We start from the raw sequence: 22276 nt of genomic DNA, 5'->3' as shown, positions 1-22276 counted from the left end.
ACTGATTAACAATAACGAACGACGGAGATTGACGTATGCGTGGTTTTTCACAGTATCGCGGCTTGGTCCTGGCGCTGACCTTTTGCCTGCTCAGCGCCTGCGCCCAGTTGGGCGAGAACGCTGCTTCAGAAGCCCCTGCAGAGGTGTGGCGCAGCGGTGACTACGCCTTGTCGTTGAATGACGACGGCCTTAAAGTTCGCCATCAAGGTCAGACGTTGGCGCATATTGAGCAGTTCGAATTCAACTTCATCCCGGCGGTGTTCGACCGGGTTGTCGCCACTCAAACCGACGGTGTGACGCTGCGGCTCACTGTGACTGGCTCGGACGGTTATGAACCGACGCTACCGGATACCGTGGAGCTTGTTGTCCGCCACCGCGACGGGCACTTTCACTTTGAGGCGGCACACCCAAGCTTCCGGCATATCGGCATCACTCTGGCGGATCAGGACGAGCACTACTACGGCCTGATTGAAAAACTCTACCCGGACAATCGCAAAAGCCCGGACCTGCGCGGCGAAACCGTTGATGTCGAGGTCTACCATCAGGGCGAGCGCGACTTTGCGGAAAACTACGCCTCGGCTTTCTCGTCGTTTTATATCAGCACCGCCGGCTATGGCAGCTTCTTTGATACCTTCGCCAAAGGTGAATACCGTTTCGCGCAGCGTGGCCAGACCCGCATCTATCACCAGACCGACAAACTCGACTGGCACCTCTTTCACGGCCCGGGCGGGTCGCGAATTCACCAGAAATACTACAACGTCATTGGTGCGCCCAAATCGATACCGCTCTGGGCCCTGGGGCCGGTGGTCTGGCGCGACCACAACACGGGCAAGGATGAAATCCTCGAGGATATGCAGCGTTTTGCCGAGTTGGAAATTCCCCTGACCGCCACTTTTGTGGACCGTCCCTACAGCGACGGGGGCCATGAATGGTCCAAGATGAATTTCGCCGAGCCGTTTGCCAATCCGGAACAATGGATCGGCACGCTCAATGACGACTTCGGTCTGGAAGTGATGAGCTGGGTGGGCCCCATGACCTTCGGTGATAAGGGTTTTCCCGGGCTGTTACCCAACCACCGGACCTATATCGATCTGACCCATCCTGAAGCGCTGGTGGAATTCGAGCGGCGTATGCAGACCCAGCAGTATCAGGTGGGCATCAAGGGCCACAAGATGGATCGGGCCGATGAAAACTTTCCGTTCACCGCCCAGTGGCACGACCCGGTGTCCGAATCCGAAACCCGCAACACCTACGCCTACCTTTACTCGAAAGTCATCGATCAGTTGCTGCGCGGCGCCCATGGCGACGATCAGTTCAACTTCGCCCGCACCGCCATTCACCGAACCCAACCCTTCCTGAGCGCGGTCTGGGGTGGCGACGTGCGTCCGAACTGGCAGGGTATGGCAGGCAACCAGGCCAACGCCATGCGCGCTTCCTTTATGGGCTTCCCGGTGTGGGGCACCGATACCGGTGGCTATCTGGGCGATGGTTATATTGATGAAAAACTCTACGCGCGCTGGCTGCAGTGGGGTGCCTGGAACGGCATGTTCGAAGTCAAACTCGATGGCATCGGCGGTCAGGGCGAAGATCGGGTTCCCTGGCGCTACTCCGAACGTCTGCAGAAGGTTTTCCGCCAGGTGTCGCAACAGCGCATCGCCATGATTCCCTACAGCTATTCGTTGGCCAATACCTCGGCGCAGAACGGTGTGCTGATGAAACCCATGGCTTATGTCTATCCGCAGGACGAGCGCACCCATCAAATGTGGGATCAGTATCTATTTGGCGATGCCTTTCTGGTGGCTCCATTGTTTGGGCCGGAAGACGAGCGGGAGATTTATCTTCCCGAGGGGCGCTGGTACGACTTTAACGACCCGACACAGACCTTTGCGGGCGAACAAATGCTGACCCGGGATTACGCTTTTGACCAAACGCCAGTGTTTATCCGGGCAAACAGCCTGCATGTTACGGGGGATATCTACCGGGGCAGTGATCGACGTTGGCGCGGCGAGCTGAAAGGTAAGGGTGAGCTCACCATTCACGCCTATCCTGGGGACGAAGGGGAGAAGACCACCTTCACTTATGTTGACCCTCATCAGGGTAACCAACACAAGCCCATGACATTGAGCCACTCATCAGGCGTCATTGGGTTCGAGGGCCCGGCGTTGATGTCGACGTCTGTACTGCGCGTACGTCTTGATCAAAAGCCGGATTCGGTAACAGTCAATGAAATCTCCACGAATGTCAGATTTTTGCCCGATGAGGGGCAGATTGAAATTGAGTTGCCCAAGGGCAGACCGCTGGATGTGCGTGTTGTGTTATAAAAAAGAACCTCCGCTTGCTTCTAATGGACACCCGGTTTTCAATCCGGTACGAAGTAGTGCACACTCAGGGCTATAAGGTCACTCTGACTCTTTGGAGCAACAGATAAGGCGTCGGTTATATGAAAGTATTGTTTATTGGTGGTACCGGTCAGATCAGCACGGCGGTGTCCCGGTTGCTGGCCGCTGAGGGTGTTGATCTCTGGCTACTCAATCGCGGTAACCGCAGTGAGTTTGTGCCTGAGGGAGCGAGGGTTGTTCAGGGTGATATCAAAAACCGCCGCGACATTCAGGCGCTGCTCAAAGATGAATACTTTGATGTGGTGGTGAACTGGATTGTCTTTCACCCCGACGAGATTGATCGGGATATCGAGTATTTTACCGGCAAAACTGGCCAGTATATTTTTATCAGCACGGTGGCGACCTACCAGAGACCGCCGGTGTATTACGTTCTCGATGAGTCGACGCCGCAGCACAACCCGGTGTGGGATTATGCCACCAGCAAGATTGCGTGCGAGCAGCGGCTTCTGGCTGCATACCGGGAGCATGATTTCCCCGCGACTATTGTCCGGCCTTCACAAACTTATGGTGAGGCCAGCATTCCGTTCGCCGTCAATAGCGCGGAGCATCCCTGGACCCTGGCGGATCGGATTCTGAAAGGCAAAAAAGTGATAGTTCCTGGCGACGGAAGCTCTCTATGGTGCATCACCCACAACACCGACTTTGCCAAGGGCTTTGCCGGATTATTGGGACACACGCAAACCCTGGGGCATGCCTTTCATATTACCTCCGATGAGGTGAAAACCTGGGATCAATACCTGGACGAGCTGGGCCGGGCCCTGGGCGTCAAACCCCGTCCCATCCATATGACCAGCGGATGCATCGCCCGGTTTCTGCCCGAGTTCGAAGCACCTCTGTTGGGAGATGCCAGTATCAGCTTTGTTCTGGATAACACCAAAATCAAAACGTTTGTGCCGGGCTATAGGGCCACTACGCGTTTTGAAAAGGGAATTCGCCAGTCCGTGGCCTACTACCGAAATCATCCGCAGTGCCAGACTGTTGATGACTCACTCAATGCCACCATGGATCGGGCAATTGCGGCCTATGAGCAGTTTTTGGAGAGCATTTAGTCAGTAGTTTCAGAGGTTCTGAACCTGGCCAGTTTAAAACCAGAAAGATAAATAAAACCGGATCACGTTGGCATCAAACTGATACAGCGGCTCTTCCCCGGCGGCGTAGTCGTCGGGGGAAACCCGGACATCGCGAAAGTCTTCGTAGTCAAAACGGATGTGGTCCCAATAGAGGTTGATGCTGCTGCGTTCAAAACCCGGGATGGCGAAGCGCGGTAAATTATAGGTGGCACCCAAGCCAATCGTATTGGAGCTAAAGGGCCCCATTTCCTTATCGCGGGCCAGGTAGTTCTGGGCGTCGCGGAAGTCGTACAGATCCGAGTAAAAGTCCGCGCCGGTCTGATCGTAGTGGCGCAACTTCAACTCGAACAACCAGCTGTCGTCGTGACTGTGGGTGTAGCGCAGCTCACCGGTGTGGGCTTCGATCGCCCAGTTGTCCTGAAAGTATCGGTACTCCCCGCGCAGGGCGGAGCGGCGGTTGGGCAGGTGGTAAATGGCCCGCAGACCGAAGGCGTCGCTGTTGCGGGTGTTGGGGTAGACCTCCGGTTGATAGCTATAGCCACGGGCGCTACTGGAGTCCCGGTAGCGCACCTGCCGATACGCATTGTTCAGAAAACCTTCGTCAATGACCGCTTCATAGCTGAACGCGGCAATCAGGTCGGTGCGCAGAATCTGGGTCAGGGTCAGTCCGTAGCGGCGGCGCTCCAGATGCTCTTCAAAGTCCGGTCGATCGTTGCGACCGATTACATCGTCGCCGTAGCTGGTGGTGAGGCTGACGGTGGTCAGGTCGCCAAAAAAAGTCTGGGTGATACCGAAGCTGACGGTTTCCGCGTCGTAATCATTTTCCTGGCTGGTAGCGTAGCCGGCGCTGATCAAGGTGCGGTCGTTCAGATAGTCGATACCGGCGTTGTACTCGGTACGCTCTTCGGCGTAGGGGCTGGCGGCGGAGTTGACGTCCACCCCGGCGGCTTCCACATCAATGGACGCGCCGCTGACGGTATCGACGTAATATTTACCGGACACCGAGACCGATCCGCCAATGCTTTTGCGCATCAACACCGAAGGCCCGTCAATTTTGACGCCGCCGCCGTCATAGCTGTGATAGAGAACATCGATACGCTCCTCGGGCAGCACGGACGCCCAGGCGGTTCCGGCAAAACACCCGACAACCAGTAGCGCCAGCCATTGCCTTACCCGCGTGCGCGATCGATCAGTTGCAACCACAGCCGCCTCCCGCACTGCCATCAGCGCCACGACCGGCCTCCCGGGCGTCGTGCACATGCCCCAGATAACTGCTGGACGCCGGGTCGCGATCAAAGCTCATGATCGGGTCGGCGAGCTTCTGGCGTTCGTAGGGTTGTACCCAGGGCTGCACACTGCAGGCACCGAGCAGTGCGCAGACGGTGAGCGCGAGGCTGTAGCGAAGGGGCTTCATTCGCGAATCAACTCCCGGATCTGGTCGCGGTACTTGGCTTCATCACCGTCTTTGTAGCCGCGATTGACGTAACGCACATTGCCATCGCGATCCACCATCACAGTGGTGGGCATGGCGCTCACCTGGTAAGCGCGGCTTGCGGTGCTCTCGGGATCGAACAGAATCGGGAAGGTGACGCCCACGTCATCCAGGAATTTCTGCGCGGCCTCGGGGTTCTGCTCGACGTTGACGCCAAACAGAGTGAAGCCGGCCTGCTCGTAGCGGTCGTGGAGTTCTTCCAGCAGCGGCATCTCCTTGCGGCAGGGCGCGCACCAGGAGGCCCAGAAGTTGATCATCACCACCTTGCCACGCTGCTCCTCCAGCCGGACGTTGTCGCCGTTGTCGCTTTTCAGGGTGAAGTCCGGCGCCTTCTCGGCATAAGCCGAGGCCGCGAAACCGAACAGGGCGAACAGCAAATAGTGCGTCAATCTCATGGCTCAATTCCTCTCTTAAAACCCGATCATCATGATTAGAAAAACAGCGACACGCCCAGACGTGCCTCCAGATTGTTCACTTCCACCTCCCGGCCGAACAGCTCGTGGGTAAACACGTGGCCGCGCATGCCCAGGTCCAGAGCCAGCCAGTCGGTGGTGTAAAGTTTGAAACCGGCGCCCAGGTTGTAGGTAAAGTAATCCTGCCCGGCGAACTCGGTATTGCCCGCACCGCCGATGACATAGGCGGCGGTGTTGAAACTCCAGTTTTCTGTGAGGTAAATCTGCCCCGGCAGGAAATTGTACCCCAGGGACAGATTGTAATAGGTGTAGTCCCGCTGGTCTTCGGTCAGCAGTTCCACCGCGCCGCTCAGCAATTCATAGCTGGTTTCCCGGGTCTCGGTCTGTGCGGCGTTGGCCTGCAGGAAAATCGCTTCGGTGACATGATAGCTCAGGCTGATTCCGGCCACGGGATTGCTGCCGAAGTCCTCCACGCTCATCAGCCCGTAGAACACGCCGAACTCGAAATTCTCGGTGTCCAGGTCGCGCTCGCTGATCCGCCGGCGCTCTTCGTCCGGGCCGACAATATCACCCAGCGGCCCGTCCTGAGCGAGGGCCAGCGGTGCTGTGCTCGCCAGGGCGAGGGCTAGAAGTAGACGTTGAAACCCAGTTGCCATTCGTTAACCTCTTCGTTGGTGTCGCGGCTGGTGAGTATCTGGTGTTGGGTCATTTCCAGGCGCAGAAAAAAGCGCCGGGTCAGGTAGACGTAAGCACCCAGGCTGGTCTGAAACAGATTGTCTTCCCGGTCCTCGGCTTCCACCAGCGTCGCACTCGGTTGAATACGGATCTGCCCGGTACCCAGCCGGAAATAGGGCGAGACCCACCAGTCGGGAAAGGGCTGGTGCATCAACCCGATGCTGGCAATCCGGCTGTCGGAAAACTGCCCGGTACTCTGGCTCAGCCGCAGGTCGGCGGTGAGGTGTTCGGTAAAGCGAAACCCGAGGTTGAGCCCGAGGGAGTCGGCCCCATCAAAGTCACCCCCGGCAAACCCGAGTTCCCAGCGCCGCTCGCCATAGTCCTCGCGACCGGGTGCACGAATGTCGGGGGCCTGACCGGTGCGGTCGAGGGTGTTGGCCAGGCTGTCGACGTGTATCCAGCCGGTTTTGCCGCGCCGGGTGGTGATTTTGATCCAGTCGGTGCGGCGTTTTTCCAGGGTGATGGCTTCGTCTTTTTCGACGATATGAAAGATCGGATAGCCTTTACCGGGGCCGGTATGAACGTCGATATAAGTGGTGGCGACGGTGACTTTCGGGGCGTCGGCGGTTGTCAGTGCGCTGAGTAGAGTCAGCATCGCAATAAGGAGTGTTTTTATGCCTGCCGTGATAGGTGAACGTCCGGCCCGCTGTGGGGTAGACCATTCCAAGACACGCGGTGAATACATCCCTGTACGCTCGAGAGCGCGAGTCCCTCGGCTCACGGTCTTGGAATGGTCTACCCCACATCGGGCCTCAGTGCCTTGTAAGCTTCCGACTCTTCTCCATTGAACCTGGGTCGGGATTTCTCCAAACGTACTACAGCGTGAGGAGGTCAGGGACGTGGTACTCCATTCCGGGACCCTCACCCGCGGGACTAGCGGTGAGGAGCGTACAGGGATGTATTCACAGCGAGTCCCGGAATGGAGTACCACGTCCCTGACCGGACGTGAAGCTAAACCAGAAGGTTCAAGCCTATGCAAAAAAACCAAGTCCCTCATTCGTCGTCCTGTCGCGCCCGGTCAAAAGGGTTATTGTAATAGCGGGCACCGGTGTCGAGCCATTCCCGCAGGAGTCGGAGTTCATCGGGGTTGAGCATACCACGGTGATCCACCGCGTCGGGGGCAGTCAGGTCGTTCGTCTGCTCAAAACGCGCAAAGAACGCGGCGCTGGCAGCGGCTCCGCCTCGGGATAATGGCGGTTGTACCGGCACCGTGGTCAGAATCGGAATCGGGTTGCCGTCGTCATCCAATACCAGCTCACCCTCCTCATCGGTTTCAAACTCCCCGGTTTCCACCAACAGGTCGATCACCGCGCCATCGACCAGCGTCACCTCATCGTCACCATTGAGTAGCTCAAGGTAAGACGTCATCTGACCGTTGCCTGCCGCATTGCGGGTCAGCTCCAACTGGCCGGCGGGGACCCGAGGCGCATCGTCGGCGTCGAAACGGGTGTGACAGCCCACACAGGTGTGGTCCACGGGCTCATCGAATTCATTCAGGACCAACGTCGCCTGACCCTCGTCGTTTTCCTCGGTCAGCAGCCGCTGACGCTCCCACAGGTTCTGAATATGGTTTTCATAATTGATCACCACCCGGCACAACGCGGTCCATTGGGTCTGGCAGCCTTCGCTGGTGGGCGGGTAAGTGGCCGAGACGGTCAGGCCTTCGTCAGGGTTTTCGCCATTGACGTACTCACGGTAATCGTCCGCCGCCAGGGCGCTGTACAGGCGCTGGTGATCCGGGTCGGGCTCGCGCACCGCCGGGTCGGTCCAGATGTCGGTGTAGCGGATATTCACGTCCGGTTTGCGGGGGCCTCTGGGGCTGCAGGTGGCGGGATCATCGGGGTTGCTGCAGGTGAAGGCGATGGCCGCGTCGAACTCGGCCATGGTCTGCTCCAGCTCGGGAAACACCGGGGTGTCAAATCGATCCGTGCGCCGGGTATTGGGAAAGGGGAGGCCCTCGGTATCCGCGCCGGTATAAGCGGGTAGCGGCCCGCGCTCGGGGTGGCCGTGGGGGACTTCACTATCGGCGCTGTGGCAGCCCTGACAATGGCGTTGCTCCCCGGGACGCAACTGCAACCAGTTGCGGTGCGGGGGCATGATCCGGGTGCCCTCGGCATCGACGATATCGAAACTGAAAGCGATATCCGCGGGCACCTTGGTCATTACCGACCCGTCGGGCTCGATGGGCACATAGCCGAGAATTTCCAGCAGGCCCCGGTTCTGGTTGAAGCGGTTGCCGAACACCTCGTCGTCCTGGTCGTTCAGGGTATCATTGTCCGGGCTGGAGACGGCTTTCAGCAGTCGCAGGAAGCGGGCCGGTCGCTCGTCGGCCGTGGTCTGGGCCGGGTCCATCAGCGCGTCGATATCGACGCTCGCCTCGCCGTCCAGGTCGTACACACTCTGAATATGCAGTACCCCGACGCCTTCACTGACCCAGTTGGACTCGCCCACCAGGGGCTCCTGAAAGCCGGGCCGGGGGCGGGGTTCCAGGGCGATGGGGTCGGTGACCATCTGGTCTTCTTCCGGCAGCACTACCGGCTGCTGGGTCGGGCCTTCGGGGTCAAACACCCACAGGCCGAACAGTGGTGGGGCGGGTTCGTTACCCTCGGTGTTCAGCCATTCCTCGGTACAGGGGCGAATCCGGACGCCATCCTCCTGCTCGGGGTCGGGCACGGACACCCGGCAGGGGCTCCAACTGACCAGTAAGCGCTCACTACCATCCTGCATGGGATAGGCCGCGTGGTAGAGCCCGGCGCGGGAGATATCGCCGTTCAGGGGAATGGGTCGATCGGCGAGTGACGTTTGGGCCGGGCCGCCCGCCACACCGTCCAGAGTCTGATCATTCTCGACATGGTTGGCCACATCCACCCGCACCAGGTCGCCGCCCAGCAGCTCGTCTTGTGGCTTGGCAATGGCCAGCAATTGACCGTCCAGTGTCAATTGGGTCGAGAAGAGGGCGGGTGCCTCACTGCCGGCCAGACTGTGGTAGCCGTAGCGCGGCGCCAGGCCCGTTCCGTCGGGGTTGAGCTGATAGAAGCTCAGCCGGTTTTGCGCGAAACCATCCCAGCGGGTGAACAGCACCCGGCCCTCGACGTCGATCAGCGGCTGCAGGTCGTGGCTCTGGTTGTAGCTGATCTGGTCGATATTGCGCCCGTCCGAGTCCATCACGTGGAGCACCAGGGCATCCTGATTGTCGTTTTCGGTCTGGGCCGCGAACTGGGGTTTGCCGTCGTCAAGCAACACCGCCCGGCTGCGGCTCTGACGGGTGGAGCTGAACAGGATGCGGTCATCCGGCAGGTACTGCGGGCTGACGTCCTGACCTGCCTCGGCGCTTAGATCGGAGCTGATCACCCGGCGCAGGGACTCGGTGTGCAGGTCATATTCCCAGATATTCCAGGTGGGTTGCTCGTCGTCATCCGCGTCTTCGATCTCCGGCGCCCGCAGGGCAAACAGAAAGCGGTCTCCATCCGGGTGGACGGCAATGTCCTTCACATCGTAAAGCGCCTCCCCATCGAACAGCCCGGCGGTCAGTTCCCGCCGGCCCGCCGTCGCGGTGGCCCGGTCCTGGAAGTACAGTCGGGCTCCGGGGTTAAACTGGGCCGGCTCGGTCAGTACGTCAGCCAGAATTTCGTCGGAGTCCTCATCCCGGGGGACGGAGCGCAGTACATAGACAATCGGGAAATCCACCACGACCGGGTCCGGTGTCTGCCCGCCGCCGCTGTCGTCACCGGACCCCACCGGGTCGCCCACACCTCCGCCACAGGCAGCGAGCCCAAGAGCCAGAATCGGCAGCAATGTCGAACGTGTGATGGCACCAAGTGTCATGACGGTTGTCCCGGAGCAAAAGCGCCATTATCAGGGCTTTCGGGGCCTACGGAATGGGATCCAGTGCCAAAAAACGGCATTGAATGCCGGAAGTGTGATCCACTTATCAAAACCTGTGGCTAAACCCGCACAGGAACTGGCCGGTATCATCCCTATAATGGTCTGAAAAGCGCGTCAAATATTACACAAGTAATCACCAGACCCCTGCCGGCCAACGTGGCCCGGTCTGGCGGATACGCACCAATGGCCTTGGGGAACAACTGTGAAAAGCACCCACCCACCTTTGCAGCGAGGCGTTCTCTGCCTGCGCTCCGTTTTTTGTCTGTTGCTGATACTGTGTAGCGTTGCAGCGCAGGCCGGCCCCCGGGAGCAGGCGCTGCAGATTCATAACCGCATTGCCGGCGTGCCGCCCAGCGAAAGCGTGCTGTTGCAAATGGCCGACCTGATCGCTGAGGGAGAGGTCGACGCAGCGGTTGAGTTGGCGATGGACAATGAGCATTTTTACAGTGTCACCCTGAAAAACATGGCCACGCCCTGGACCAACCGGGAGCAGAGCGTGTTTGCCCCGCTTAACGATTACACCGCTACGTTTATCGGCATGGTTCGCGACGGCGAAGATATTCGTGGCCTGCTCTATGACAATGTTCTGTATGTGGGAAACACCAGCGGATTGCCGGCCTACGCCAATGACGACAATCAGCACTACGAGGCGCTGGAAACGCAAGGCCTGTCGCTGGGAGACCCTGAGGTGCTGGTCAAGCGCACCCAGTCGGACGTCAATGGTCTGCCCGCCGAGGCGACCGCGGGGGTGATGACCAGTCGAGCCGCGGCACGCGCCTTCTTTTACGCGGGCACCAACCGCGCCATGTTCCGCTTTACACTGCTGAATCACCTGTGCCGGGATCTGGAGCAGGTGCACGACACCAGTCTCACTCCAGACCGCATCCGCCAGGATGTCAGTCGCAGCCCCGGAGGGGACAGCCGGGTCTTCCTGAACAACTGCATGGGCTGCCACAATGGCATGGATCCCCTGGCCCAGGCCTATGCCTATTACAACTGGGACTATGATGCCGACGCCGATCCTGAGGGCGAGGACGGCCGACTGACCTACAACCGCGAAGGTGAAACGGAAGCGGAAACCGGCACCCGCGTGGTGCCCAAGTACCACATCAATGCCAATACCTTCCGCTATGGCTACGTGACCATGGATGATCAGTGGGACAACTACTGGCGCGAGGGCAACAACCGGGTGCTGGGCTGGAGTGATGCACTGCCGGGCAGCGGTGAGGGCGCCAAGAGCATGGGCATGGAGCTGGCCCACAGCGAGGCGTTTGCCAGTTGTCAGGTGGAGAAAGTCTTCCGCCAGGTATGTCTGCGCCAACCGGGTAGCCCCGAGGATCACCAGTTGATCGAAACCGCCACCGACAATCTCGCCAGCGCCGGGTTCGATCTGCGCCGCGCGTTTATCGACACCGCTGACTACTGCAAGGGAGAGTGATGATGAACATGATAAAGCACTCTCCAATCGTCCTCGGACTTCTATTCCTGTTGGCAGGCTGTGGCTCCGATAGTGGCAGCGACGTCCAACAGAATGTTGACCCCAACCAGGAACCCCCGGCGGCCACCTACGACGGCCCGGCTCCGCAGACCGATGATGTGCAGCAGTTCAAACTGTCGGTGTGGGATCCACTGGCGGTGGAAAACCGCTGCGGCAGTTGCCATGGCACTGGCGGACAGGAACCCACCTTCGTGCGCGCGGACGATATCAATCTGGCCTATGCGGACATCAATGATTACATCGACCTGGAGCAACCCGCCAATTCCCGTCTGGTGACCAAGGTCGCCGAAGGCCACAACTGTTGGCAGGCCAGTGCCGACGCCTGTGCCGACATCATCGAGGGATACGTTGAGGCCTGGGCCAGTGCCTCCGGTTCGGTCAGTACTCGCGTGGTCTTTGAGGCGCCGGATGATCAGGCCGTGGGCAGCAGTAAAATCATGCCTGCCGAACCTGGCGCTTTTGCCAGCACGGTCTATCCGTTGCTGACCGAATACTGCAGCGAGTGTCACACACGCAGCGCGCCCACGGCACAGCAGCCCTACCTGGGTAGCAGCTCGGTATCTCTCTCTTTCGAAGCGGCGCGCACCCGTATGCGCCTGGATGATCCGGCCGATTCCCGACTGGTGCAACGACTGGGTAACGAGGGCCATAACTGCTGGAGTGACGACTGCCAGAGCGATGCCAATGCCATGACCGCGGCCATTACCGAATTCGCCGACAGTATTGCGGAAACCGAGATCGATCCGGATCTGGTGGTCAGTCGAGCGCTCAGCCTCGGTAACGGTATTGTCGCCAGCAGTGGCGGACGGGTCGATACCCACATTATTGCCAAGTACGAGTTCAAAACCGGTCAGGGTCCCATCGCCTATGACACCAGTGGTGTCGAGCCCGCCGCCAACCTCAATCTCAGTGGTGATGTGCAGTGGATGAGCTCCTGGGGGCTTCGACTGAACAGCAGCGGCAATGACGGCAAGGCCCAGGCGGCCACCAGCGGCAGCCGCAAGCTGCACGACCTGCTCACCGCCACCGGTGAGTACAGTATCGAAGCCTGGGTGATTCCCGACAACGTGACCCAGGGGGACGGCGGTGCGGATACCGCCCGCATTGTCAGTTACTCAGGTAGCAATGATGTACGCAATTTCACTCTGGGCCAGACGCTCTACAATTACGACTTCCTCAATCGCAGCAGCGAAACGGATGTCAACGGTCTGCCCGCACTGTCCACCAATGACGCCGACGAACGCCTGCAGGCCACCTTGCAGCATGTGGTGGCTACTTTTGATCCGGTCAACGGTCGGCGCCTATATGTGAATGGTGAGTTTACCAACGATGAGGATCCTCTGGCGGGCGCCGCGCTGGAAGAGTGGAGCGAAACCTTTGCGTTGGTGCTCGGCAACGAAGTGTCGGGCAGTGATTACGCCTGGAGCGGCAGCCTCCGTTTTCTCGCCATTCACAATCGCTCGCTCGCCCCCGAGGCCATTCGCGCCAACTTTGATGTCGGTGTGGGTGCGCGCTTTTATTTGCTGTTCAACATTTCTGAGTTGATTGACGTTGACGGCGCCTACGTCGCCTTTGAGGTGCAGCAGTTCGACGATTACGGATACCTGTTTGCCGAGCCCTTCTTCCTGACTCTGGGTGATGGCGTGACCGTACCGCCCACCCCGATCAAGGGCATACGCATTGGCGTCAATGGTCGAGAGGCCCCGACGGGTCAGGTATTTGCCGCCCTGGATACCGAGCTGAGTTCCGAAGCGTTTGTCGAGGGGCGTCAACCCCTGTCCGGCCAGGGTGCCGTGATTGAGCTGCAACAGGGGCCGGACAGCGATCAGTTCTTCCTGACCTTTGATCGTCTGGGGGAGCATGAATTCGTTCGCGTGGAGTCCGAACCGCCAGCGCCGGGTAGCCCCCCGGTGATTGAGGATCAACCACGCCTTGGCTTGCGCTCCTTCGCCGCAATCAACGCCACCCTGTCTACCGCCACGGGTATCCCGGCGACCACCGCCTCGGTGGTCGGCACCTATGAAAAAGTCCGCCAGCAATTGCCCACCGCCCCGCAGGTAGACGGCTTTGTCGCTGCGCACCAGATGGGGGTGACCCAATTGGCCGTGGCCTACTGTTCGGCTTTGACCGCAGACAGCGACAAGCGCAGCGACTATTACGCCGGATTTGATTTCAGCGCCGGTGTCAGTGGTGCCTTTGATACCGACGGTCGGTCGGCGGTGATCGAGCCGTTATTGAAACATCTGCTCGCCGCCGAAATTGAAGGCCAGCCGCTGGCCAGCCAGGCGGACCCGGTGGTTCTGCGCACGGAAATGAATGATCTGATTGATCTGATGGCGGTTAGCGGCGGTGATGCCGAGCGCAGCCGTACCATCGTTACCGCCCTGTGTGCGGCGACATTGGGCAGTGCGCTGACGCTGGTGCAGTAACCGGCTTTCAGGAACCGTTATTGATGAACATTGATCTCGACCCAACCCGGAGCAACAAGGCAAACCATTATGGCTAAACGACAGGCTCCTCTGCACCCGGATGCACCGCTGCTACTGGACGGTCACCACCGCCCCATGACCCGGCGGGAGCTGATTTCCCACGGCTTCAAGGCCGGGGCCGGTACCATCGTTGGCGGCTCGTTGAGCGGGCTGATCGTCAACTCCGCCCTCGCCCAAGAGGTGAATCTGGCCAACGATATCGAGCAACTGCGCCAGGACTGCGGCATTGCCAGCACCGGGGCGGGCAAGATTCCGTTTATCTGTTTCGATCTGGCCGGGGGCGCCAATATGGCGGGCTCCAATGTGCTGGTGGGCGGCCCGGGAGGGCAACTGGATTTCCTGAGTACGGCGGGCTACAGCAAGCAGGGCCTGCCGGGGGACATGACCCCTCAATCCTCCACCGAGGATTTTGTGAACACCGATCTGGGCCTGGCGTTTCACAGCGACAGCCAGATGCTCGCCGGCATTCTGGAGCGGGCCGGCGCCCGCACGGAGTTGGTCAACGGCTGTGTGATTCCGGCCCGCTCGGAGAACGATACCGGCAATAACCCCCACAACCCCATGTACGGCATCAACCGCGCCGGTGCCAACGGCGAGCTGCTGGCGCTGATCGGCTCCCGGGCCAACGACTCCGGTGGTAACTCCCTGGCGCCCGCCTCCCTGATCAACCCGGAGGTGCGCCCCACCAAGGTGGACCAGCCCAGTGACGTCACCGGTCTGGTGGATACCGGGGACCTGGTCAACATGCTCAGTCAGGAAGACACGGTGCGGGTGATGGAATCCATGACCCGCATGAGCCGGGCGCGGCTGAATAACCTGAATTTTGGTACTACCGAGGATGAACAGCTCAAGGAACTGCTGAGTTGTGGCTACGTGAAAAGCGCCGATCTGGCGGCCCGCTTCGGCGACCCGGCCTCCATCGACCCGGAAGCGGACCCGGATATCATCGGCCCCAACGGCATTTTCTCGGAAGCCGAATTCATGAGCGACCGGGAGTTCCGGAAAACCGCCTCGGTCATGAAACTGGTGGTGGAGGGCCGCGCGGGCGCGGGCACCGTCACCATGGGTGGCTACGACTACCACACCGGCGACCGGGCCACGGGCGAAATCCGCGACCTGCGCGCCGGGCGCTGCATCGGCGCCTGCCTGGAATACGCCGCCCGTAAAGGCGTGCCGATCATGGTCTATGTGTTCAGCGATGGCTCGGTATTCAGCAACGGCATGATCGACGATTCGCCGGAGGGCCGTGGCAAAGGTGTCTGGACCGGTGACAACCAGCAGACCGCGGCGTCTTTCTTCCTCGTGTACAACCCCAACGGTCGTCCGCAGTTACTGGAGTCTAACGGTGGACCAGAGGCGCATCAGCAGATCGGCTACATGCGCCCCAGCGGCGACGTGGAAACCGCCTCCACCCCGGCGGCCAACAACGTCAACCTGCTGGTGGAAACCGTGGTGCTCAACTACATGGCGTTGCACGGTGAGCAGAGCCGCTTTGGAGACGCGGACAAGTTCCCCCGCAATGGCCTGGGCAATGCCGCCATGATGGATCGACTGACGGCGTTCCAGCCAATTTGTAACGGCACCATCAATAATCCGGTATAACCTTTTGAACTTTTTCGCGCCCGCGCAATTCGCCTCGGACCTTGCTCTGGGGGCTGCGGGAGGGTAGACCATTCCGAGACACGCCGTGAACCCATCCATGGGGGCTCGACACCCGCCATCCAGGCGGGTGACGGTCCCGGAATGGTCTACCCTCCCTCCGCAGAGCGAGCGTAACGTTTCGGGAAATAGGACCCACGCCAAAATCGTCCTGTGGCACTGAGGGCTTCCCCTTCTCGGCCCGGGCTGTGATCTGCCTACACTAGGCCCACCGTATTGTTTGGGTGACGCTCAATCTCTGCTAATCTCATAGGTGGAGGTGGCAACCCATGAGATGGAATCGACGCGGTTTTACCTTACTACGGCCAGGGCTGCTGCTCTGGCTGGCCTTGCTGATGCTGGGCGCCTTCGGCCTGCAGGCCCAGGAAACGGACGATACGTCGTCTGCCGGCCCCCATGTGGCCGAACTCACCATTGACGGACCCATCGGGCCCGCCACCAAAGACTATATTCTGCGCTCCATCGACACCGCCCATGAAGCCGGCGCCCACGCCGTGCTGATCCGCATGGACACCCCCGGTGGCCTGGACGCCGCTACCCGCGACATGATCAAAGGCATTCTCGCCGCCCCCCTGCCGGTGATCACCTACGTCCATCCCGCCGGCGCCCGCGCCGCCAGTGCCGGCACCTATATCCTTTACGGTAGCCATGTTGCCGCCATGACCCCCGCTACCAGCCTCGGCGCTGCGACCCCGGTGCAGATGGGCGGCCTGCCCACGCCGCCTTCGGGGGAGCAAGAGCCGGCGGACGATGGCAGTGAGGACTCCGGCGAAGAATCCTCGGAAAAGTCTCCCCAACCCGGTAGCGCCATGGAGCGCAAGGTAATCAATGACTCGGTGGCCTTTATCCGCGGCCTGGCGGAGCGCTATGACCGCAATGCCGACTGGGCTGAAAAAGCCGTGCGCGACGCGGTGAGCCTGACCGCCAGCGAAGCCCTGGAGCAGAACGTGATCGATCTGGTGGCCGACAACCGCGAGGATCTTCTGGCGCAACTCGATGGCCGCGAGGTCAAATTGGAAAGCGGCCCATTCACCCTTCAGACGGCGGATCTGCCCATAGTGAGTTATGCGCCGGATTGGCGCAGTGAGTTACTGGGCATAATCACCAATCCGCAGATTGCCTCGATTCTGCTGTTGATCGGGGTCTATGGGCTGATACTGGAAGGTTATAACCCGGGCGCCCTGGTGCCCGGTGTGGTCGGCATCATCTGTCTGCTGCTTGGGCTCTATGCGCTGCAGGTGTTGCCGGTGAATTATGCGGGGCTGGCGCTGATCGTGCTCGGGGGCATACTCATACTGGCGGAAGCATTCCTGCCCAGCTTCGGGGTACTCGGCATAGGCGGAGTGATAGCTCTGGTGATGGGGTCCATCATGCTGGTGGATACCGACGTGCCGGGTATGGAGGTGTCCTATGAGATTGTGGGTGCGGTGGCCGCTGTGGGATCACTGGTTGTGCTGGGCATTGTCACCATGGTCGGTCGTAGCTTGCGAATGCCGCGCAAGGATGTCAGCCACGCCATGGTGGGTCGGGTTGCGGACGTTACCCAGGTAGGTGAAGAGCATGCAACGGTTCGTATTGATGGCGAGTTCTGGACAGTGTCCAGCGAACAACCACTGAAGCCTGGCGACACGGTGGAGGTGGTGTCGCAGGACGGTTTGCACTTGAGGGTACGCCCTACCGGTCAGTAAAGGGCGGCTGGCACTTTTATCCAAGAACGGAGATTCCCTATGTTATACGAATATTTCTTTGGTCTACTCATCACGTTTGTGGTGTTACTGCTCGCCTATGCAATTCGCATTCTGCGCGAGTATGAACGGGGAGTGGTATTCATGTTGGGCCGTTTTCAGAAGGTCAAAGGCCCCGGTCTGGTAATCATCATTCCTTTCATCCAGACCATGGAGAAGGTGGACTTGCGTACCATTGTCATGGACGTGCCGAGTCAGGACGTGATCAGCCGGGACAACGTCTCGGTGAAGGTGAATGCAGTGGTTTACTTTCGAGTGGTTGACCCGGAGAAGGCGATCATCAATGTGGAGCATTACTACGAAGCCGTCAGTCAGTTGGCCCAGACCACGCTGCGCTCGGTACTGGGTAAACACGAGCTGGATGAAATGCTCTCCGAACGCGACAAGCTGAACCAGGATATTCAGGAAATTCTGGACCAGAGCTCCGATACCTGGGGTATCAAGGTCAGCAACGTGGAAATCAAACACGTCGACCTGGATGAGAGCATGATCCGGGCGATTGCCCGTCAGGCTGAGGCCGAGCGCTCCCGGCGTGCGAAAATCATTCACGCCGAGGGTGAGTCACAGGCCGCGGCCAAGCTGACCGATGCGGCGGTGGAGCTGTCCCGCAACCCCAATGCGATGACCCTGCGCTACCTTCAGACGTTGATTGATATCGCCGGCGAAAAGAACTCCACCATTGTGTTTCCGCTGCCGGTAGATATGTTGGGCAGCATCATGGAGCAGTTCAAATCCAAGGGGTCGTAAGGTGTTTCGGCTGTGGAAACGGCGGATGCGGGCCTCGCCCTTATCCGCCCTACGCGAATCTATACCGCTGCGCTCGGCTGTAGGGCGGATAAGCCGCAGGCGCATCCGCCGTAAAACGACGCTAACCACCCACCATCACTCATTCTCCTGCCGCGCGTACACCTCCACCGCCTCGGTCTCATCAATCACCACATCCACATTGATGGGCTGACAGCATACCTGGCAGTCCTCCACATAAGACTGCTCGCTGATCGACGGATCGATCAACAGGGTGATCACTTCATCGCAATACGGGCAGTGGATGTTTTTCTCGATCTGTTCAGACATAACCGCCTCTCCCTATAGATAGCGCCTTGTTCTTGGACGTTTGTCGATCCCGGGTGTTCCCGGGTGGCTCAAAGCGTGGGGATTGCCGCCATTAATTGGCGAGTGTATTCGGTTTTGGGTGCTTCGAATACGGCTTTTGCATCGCCTGATTCAACCATCTTGCCGGCCTTCATGATCATTACCCGATGACTCAGGGCCCGCACCACACTCAGGTCGTGACTGACAAACAGGTAACTCAGGCGTCGCTCGCGCTGCAAGCGGCGTAAAAGATCAATAATGTCTTTCTGGACCGAGCGGTCGAGCGCCGAGGTGGGTTCATCCAGAATCAGTAACTTGGGGTCGAGTATCAGCGCCCGGGCAATGGCAACGCGCTGGCGCTGGCCGCCGGAAAACTCCCCCGGGTAGCGGTGGCGAGTGGCGGGGTCCAGTTGCACCGCCTCCATGGCGCGTACCACCTCGCGGTCCAGCTCGTCGGCGTTCATTGAGGTGTGTACCCGCAATCCTTCCGCGATGATCTGGCTGACCGACATGCGCGGACTCAGGCTGCCGTAGGGGTCCTGAAAAATAATCTGCAGACGCCGCCGCAGTGGTCGCATCGCCTTGTGGTCCAGAGCGTTGAGATTGAAGCGCTGCTCGCCTTCCTCGTTGAACCAGATGTCGCCCCGGCTGCCAATCAGCCTCAGCAGGGCGCGGCCCAACGTGGTTTTTCCGGAGCCACTTTCACCCACAATACCCAGGGTTTCCCCGGCGCGAATCGACAGGCTGATATCGTCAACCGCTTTGACGTGATTATACACACGTTTGAAAACGCCGCGGGTCATCGGGAACCAGACGCGCATCTGATCGGCGCTTAAAATCGTTGGGGCATCATCGGGGACCGGCTCGGGCTCGCCTCTGGGCTCGGCATCAAGCAGTCGACGGGTGTACTCATGTTTGGGCTGTTTGAAAACCTCCCGGGTGGGTCCGGTTTCCACCACTTCGCCCGATTGCATGATCGCGACCCGGTCCGCGAGCTGGCGGACAATGGCCAGATCGTGAGTGATGAACAGTACCGCCATATTCAGTTCTTGCTGCAGATCCTGAATCAGCTTCAACACCTGCGCCTGAATGGTGACATCCAGTGCCGTGGTGGGCTCATCGGCGATCAGCAGGTCCGGCTCGTTGATCAGCGCCATGGCGATCATCACCCGTTGGCGTTCACCGCCACTGAGTTCGTGAGGCAGGGCATCGAGTCGTTGCTCGGGATTGCGCAGGCCGACCCGATGTAACCACTTCAACACCGTGGGGCGGGCATTCTTGCGGGCAGTGCCGTTATGCAGAAACAGGGCTTCGGCCAGCTGTTTTTCGATGCTGTGCAGCGGGCTGAGGCTGGTCATCGGCTCCTGGAAAATCATACTGATGCGCGCGCCGCGAATCGGGCGAAGGTCCCGTTCTTCCAGGCGCAGCAAATCCCGACCTTCAAAATAGACGGCGCCATCGGTGTAGCGGGCGCTGTGCTCCGGCAGCAACCGGAGAATGGATTGAGCGGTAACGGATTTGCCGGAGCCGCTTTCCCCCACCAGCGCTAGGGTTTCGCCTTTGGCGATGGCGAGGCTGACGCCGGAGACGACGGTTTTATAGGCATCTCCGGTGCGGAACTGGACGGACAGTCGGTCAATATTCAGTAGTATTTCGGTCATGGCGTCACCGGGTCCGATTGGGGTCGAGGGCATCGCGAGCGGCTTCACCGACGAACACCAGCAGGGTGAGCAACACGGACAGCACGACAAACACCGAAAGCCCGATCCAGGGGGCGTGCAGATTGTTTTTCCCCTGGCTGACCATTTCTCCCAGAGAGGGCGAGCCGGGTGGCAGGCCAAAGCCGAGAAAATCCAGCGCGGTCAAACTGGTGATCGAGCCAACCATGATGAACGGCAGGAAGGTGACCGTGGCCACCATGGCGTTGGGCAGCAAATGCCGGAACATCAGGGCGCGATCCGATACCCCGAGTGCCCGGGCCGCCTGTACGTAGTCAAAATTACGGGCTCGCAGAAACTCCGCGCGCACCACGCCCACCAGCGCCATCCAGCCGAACAACAGCAAAATGCCGAGCAGAATCCAGAAACTGGGTGGGACAAAACTGGCAATGATGATCAGCACGAACAGTGTTGGCACACTGGACCAGACCTCCAGCAGGCGCTGCCCGAACAGATCAACTTTTCCCCCGTAAAAACCCTGCACGGCGCCGGCGGCAATGCCGACAATGGAGGTCAGTACGGTCAGGATCAGACCGAATACCACGGAGATGCGAAAGCCGTACAGTAGGCGGGCAACTATGTCCCGGCCCTGGTCGTCGGTGCCGAGCCAGTTTTCGCCCGTGGGGGCGCTGGGTGCTGGCGAGGGGAGGTCGTAGTTGATGGTGCGGTAGTTGAAACGGATCGGGGGCCAGAGCATCCAGCCGTCGTCGTTGATCAATTCGGCGATATAGGGGTCCCGGTAATCGGCGTTAACGGCGAAGTCACCGCCGAACTCCACCTCGGTGTAGTCGTTCAACAGCGGAAAATAGAGCTCGTCCTGAAAACTGATGAGGATGGGCTTTTCATTGGCAATCAGGTCGGACAGCAGACTCACGGCAAACAGCGCCAGAAAAACCCATAGGCTCCAGTAGCCGCGCCGGTTGTTGCGAAACCGATGCCAGCGCTCTTGATTGAGTGGGGTCATGGTCAAGCGCAACTCCTAACGGGATTCAAAATCAATGCGGGGGTCCACCCAGGTGTACGCCAGGTCACTGATAATCCCGATCAGCAGACCCAGCAGGCCAAAAATGTACAGGGTGCCGAACATTACCGGATAGTCCCGCTGCAGGGTGGACTCAAACCCGAGCAGGCCCAGACCCTCCAGGGAGAAAATCACCTCAATCAGCAGTGATCCAGCAAAAAACATACTGATAAAAGTGGCCGGGAATCCGGCGATCACAATCAGCATGGCATTGCGGAATACGTGCTTGTACAGAATACGTTTTTCGGTCGCACCTTTGGCTTTGGCCGTCATGACGTACTGCTTATTGATTTCATCCAGAAACGAGTTCTTGGTCAGCATCGTCAGGCTGGCGAAACCACCGATGGTCAAGGCGAGCACGGGCAATGCCATATGCCAGAAGTAATCGAGGATTTTCTGGTACCAGAGCAGTTCGTCAAAGTTCTCCGACACCAGGCCACGCAGTGGAAACCAGTTGAAGTAGGAGCCGCCGGCAAACAGGATGATCAACAGAATGGCAAACAGGAAGCTCGGGATGGCGTTGCCGATGACCACCACCCAACTGGTCCAGACATCAAACCGGGAGTGATGTCGCACGGCTTTGCGGATGCCCAGCGGAATGGAGATGGCATAGATCAATAGCGTGCTCCACAGCCCCAGTGACAGAGAGACCGGTAAGCGTTCGATGACCAGCTCGATTACCGAACGGGCACGAAACAGGCTGTCACCGAAGTCAAACACCAGATAGTCCTTGAGCATGATGACGTAGCGTTCCCAGAGCGGCTTATCGAACCCGAACTGCCGTTCGATCTCGGCGATCACCTCCGGGTCCAAGCCTCGTGCAGCTCGGCTGTCCCCGGAGCTTTGAGCGACTTCGCCCGAGGCGGCACCACTGACGCGATCCAGGTCCGTGCCTTGCACATCCAGCGCGGTTGCCAGCATCTGCTCCACTGGGCCGCCGGGGGCGGCCTGGACAATAAAAAAGTTGAGCGTGATGATGGCCAGCAGGGTGGGGACGACCAACAGCAGCCGGCGAATGAGATAGGCGGTCACGACAACTTACTCCGCGTTAAACGACCCA

At 59.6% G+C, this 22276-nt stretch carries 17 protein-coding genes; 7 read left to right on the top strand and 10 right to left on the bottom strand.

The genetic code is table 11. The annotated features are described in order from the left end of the window. The first annotated feature begins 35 nt into the window (after window positions 1-35). Together EDC38_RS11090 and EDC38_RS11085 are read left to right on the top strand one after the other, a co-directional pair. Window positions 36-2321, top strand: coding sequence for a TIM-barrel domain-containing protein (locus EDC38_RS11090; protein WP_123638562.1), 2286 nt, complete (start codon window positions 36-38; stop codon window positions 2319-2321). 119 nt (window positions 2322-2440) lie between these two features. Continuing rightward, entirely contained in the window at window positions 2441-3448 is a 1008-nt protein-coding gene (locus EDC38_RS11085; protein ID WP_123638561.1) for an NAD-dependent epimerase/dehydratase family protein, read from the top strand. A gap of 33 nt (window positions 3449-3481) precedes the next feature. On the opposite strand, the gene EDC38_RS11080 is transcribed toward EDC38_RS11085, so the two are convergent. The 6 genes from EDC38_RS11080 to EDC38_RS11055 all read right to left on the bottom strand — a co-directional run bounded on the left by EDC38_RS11080 (window position 3482) and on the right by EDC38_RS11055 (window position 9934). Beyond that, entirely contained in the window at window positions 3482-4672 is a 1191-nt protein-coding gene (locus tag EDC38_RS11080) for a DUF3570 domain-containing protein (RefSeq protein WP_246004390.1), read from the bottom strand. Beyond that, window positions 4659-4883: a DUF4266 domain-containing protein gene (locus EDC38_RS11075; RefSeq protein ID WP_024461549.1), complete on the bottom strand. Its 225-nt coding sequence runs from the start codon at window positions 4881-4883 to the stop codon at window positions 4659-4661. The genes EDC38_RS11080 and EDC38_RS11075 overlap by 14 nt, the downstream gene beginning before the upstream one ends. Continuing rightward, entirely contained in the window at window positions 4880-5356 is a 477-nt protein-coding gene (locus EDC38_RS11070) for a TlpA family protein disulfide reductase (protein WP_123638560.1), read from the bottom strand. The genes EDC38_RS11075 and EDC38_RS11070 overlap by 4 nt, the downstream gene beginning before the upstream one ends. A 35-nt stretch (window positions 5357-5391) precedes the next feature. Beyond that, a complete protein-coding gene (locus EDC38_RS11065; protein WP_123638559.1) occupies window positions 5392-6030 on the bottom strand; it encodes an outer membrane beta-barrel domain-containing protein in 639 nt (212 codons plus the stop codon). Then, window positions 6000-6704, bottom strand: coding sequence for an SH3 domain-containing protein (locus EDC38_RS11060; protein WP_123638558.1), 705 nt, complete (start codon window positions 6702-6704; stop codon window positions 6000-6002). Before EDC38_RS11060 ends, EDC38_RS11065 begins: the two co-directional genes overlap by 31 nt. A 398-nt stretch (window positions 6705-7102) precedes the next feature. Beyond that, a complete protein-coding gene (locus EDC38_RS11055) occupies window positions 7103-9934 on the bottom strand; it encodes an HzsA-related protein (protein ID WP_123638557.1) in 2832 nt (943 codons plus the stop codon). A gap of 304 nt (window positions 9935-10238) precedes the next feature. On the opposite strand from EDC38_RS11055, the gene EDC38_RS11050 reads away from it, so the two are divergent. The 5 genes from EDC38_RS11050 to EDC38_RS11030 all read left to right on the top strand — a co-directional run bounded on the left by EDC38_RS11050 (window position 10239) and on the right by EDC38_RS11030 (window position 18132). Further along, window positions 10239-11432: a hypothetical protein gene (locus EDC38_RS11050; protein ID WP_425462030.1), complete on the top strand. Its 1194-nt coding sequence runs from the start codon at window positions 10239-10241 to the stop codon at window positions 11430-11432. Continuing rightward, window positions 11432-13921, top strand: coding sequence for a LamG domain-containing protein (locus tag EDC38_RS11045; RefSeq protein WP_123638556.1), 2490 nt, complete (start codon window positions 11432-11434; stop codon window positions 13919-13921). Before EDC38_RS11050 ends, EDC38_RS11045 begins: the two co-directional genes overlap by 1 nt. A 69-nt stretch (window positions 13922-13990) precedes the next feature. Continuing rightward, complete coding sequence (locus EDC38_RS11040) at window positions 13991-15583, top strand: general secretion pathway protein GspF (protein WP_123638555.1); 1593 nt, start codon at window positions 13991-13993, stop codon at window positions 15581-15583. A gap of 326 nt (window positions 15584-15909) precedes the next feature. Then, window positions 15910-17328 (top strand): NfeD family protein, encoded by a 1419-nt coding sequence (locus EDC38_RS11035; RefSeq protein ID WP_170162898.1) that lies wholly within the window; start codon window positions 15910-15912, stop codon window positions 17326-17328. Window positions 17329-17367: 39 nt separating this feature from the next. After that, on the top strand, window positions 17368-18132 hold the full coding sequence (locus EDC38_RS11030; RefSeq protein WP_123638554.1) for a slipin family protein: 765 nt from the start codon (window positions 17368-17370) through the stop codon (window positions 18130-18132). A gap of 135 nt (window positions 18133-18267) precedes the next feature. On the opposite strand, the gene EDC38_RS11025 is transcribed toward EDC38_RS11030, so the two are convergent. From EDC38_RS11025 to EDC38_RS11010, 4 genes are all read right to left on the bottom strand, one after another. Next, window positions 18268-18459 carry a CPXCG motif-containing cysteine-rich protein gene (locus EDC38_RS11025; protein WP_024461539.1) on the bottom strand — a complete coding sequence of 64 codons (192 nt, stop codon included), beginning with the start codon at window positions 18457-18459 and terminating at the stop codon, window positions 18268-18270. A gap of 68 nt (window positions 18460-18527) precedes the next feature. Continuing rightward, window positions 18528-20138 (bottom strand): ABC transporter ATP-binding protein, encoded by a 1611-nt coding sequence (locus EDC38_RS11020; RefSeq protein WP_123638553.1) that lies wholly within the window; start codon window positions 20136-20138, stop codon window positions 18528-18530. A 4-nt stretch (window positions 20139-20142) separates the two neighbouring features. After that, a complete protein-coding gene (locus EDC38_RS11015; protein ID WP_123638552.1) occupies window positions 20143-21159 on the bottom strand; it encodes an ABC transporter permease in 1017 nt (338 codons plus the stop codon). A gap of 15 nt (window positions 21160-21174) precedes the next feature. Next, entirely contained in the window at window positions 21175-22248 is a 1074-nt protein-coding gene (locus tag EDC38_RS11010; protein ID WP_123638551.1) for a microcin C ABC transporter permease YejB, read from the bottom strand. Window positions 22249-22276 lie beyond the last annotated feature (28 nt).

This window comes from Marinimicrobium koreense, from assembly GCF_003762925.1.
Taxonomy (GTDB): domain Bacteria; phylum Pseudomonadota; class Gammaproteobacteria; order Pseudomonadales; family Cellvibrionaceae; genus Marinimicrobium; species Marinimicrobium koreense.
This window is presented reverse-complemented; position numbering and strand designations above follow the sequence as displayed.

Excerpts from the sequence above, each read along its gene's own strand:
- EDC38_RS11085 (WP_123638561.1), top strand. The coding sequence starts at position 2,441 with ATGAAAGTATTGTTTATTGGTGGTACCGGTCAGATCAGCACGGCGGTG.
- EDC38_RS11030 (WP_123638554.1), top strand. The coding sequence starts at position 17,368 with ATGTTATACGAATATTTCTTTGGTCTACTCATCACGTTTGTGGTGTTA.
- EDC38_RS11075 (WP_024461549.1), bottom strand. The coding sequence starts at position 4,883 with ATGAAGCCCCTTCGCTACAGCCTCGCGCTCACCGTCTGCGCACTGCTC.
- EDC38_RS11015 (WP_123638552.1), bottom strand. The coding sequence starts at position 21,159 with ATGACCCCACTCAATCAAGAGCGCTGGCATCGGTTTCGCAACAACCGG.
- EDC38_RS11020 (WP_123638553.1), bottom strand. The coding sequence starts at position 20,138 with ATGACCGAAATACTACTGAATATTGACCGACTGTCCGTCCAGTTCCGC.
- EDC38_RS11090 (WP_123638562.1), top strand. The coding sequence starts at position 36 with ATGCGTGGTTTTTCACAGTATCGCGGCTTGGTCCTGGCGCTGACCTTT.
- EDC38_RS11055 (WP_123638557.1), bottom strand. The coding sequence starts at position 9,934 with ATGACACTTGGTGCCATCACACGTTCGACATTGCTGCCGATTCTGGCT.
- EDC38_RS11040 (WP_123638555.1), top strand. The coding sequence starts at position 13,991 with ATGGCTAAACGACAGGCTCCTCTGCACCCGGATGCACCGCTGCTACTG.
- EDC38_RS11035 (WP_170162898.1), top strand. The coding sequence starts at position 15,910 with ATGAGATGGAATCGACGCGGTTTTACCTTACTACGGCCAGGGCTGCTG.
- EDC38_RS11045 (WP_123638556.1), top strand. The coding sequence starts at position 11,432 with ATGATGAACATGATAAAGCACTCTCCAATCGTCCTCGGACTTCTATTC.
- EDC38_RS11070 (WP_123638560.1), bottom strand. The coding sequence starts at position 5,356 with ATGAGATTGACGCACTATTTGCTGTTCGCCCTGTTCGGTTTCGCGGCC.
- EDC38_RS11060 (WP_123638558.1), bottom strand. The coding sequence starts at position 6,704 with ATGCTGACTCTACTCAGCGCACTGACAACCGCCGACGCCCCGAAAGTC.
- EDC38_RS11025 (WP_024461539.1), bottom strand. The coding sequence starts at position 18,459 with ATGTCTGAACAGATCGAGAAAAACATCCACTGCCCGTATTGCGATGAA.
- EDC38_RS11065 (WP_123638559.1), bottom strand. The coding sequence starts at position 6,030 with ATGGCAACTGGGTTTCAACGTCTACTTCTAGCCCTCGCCCTGGCGAGC.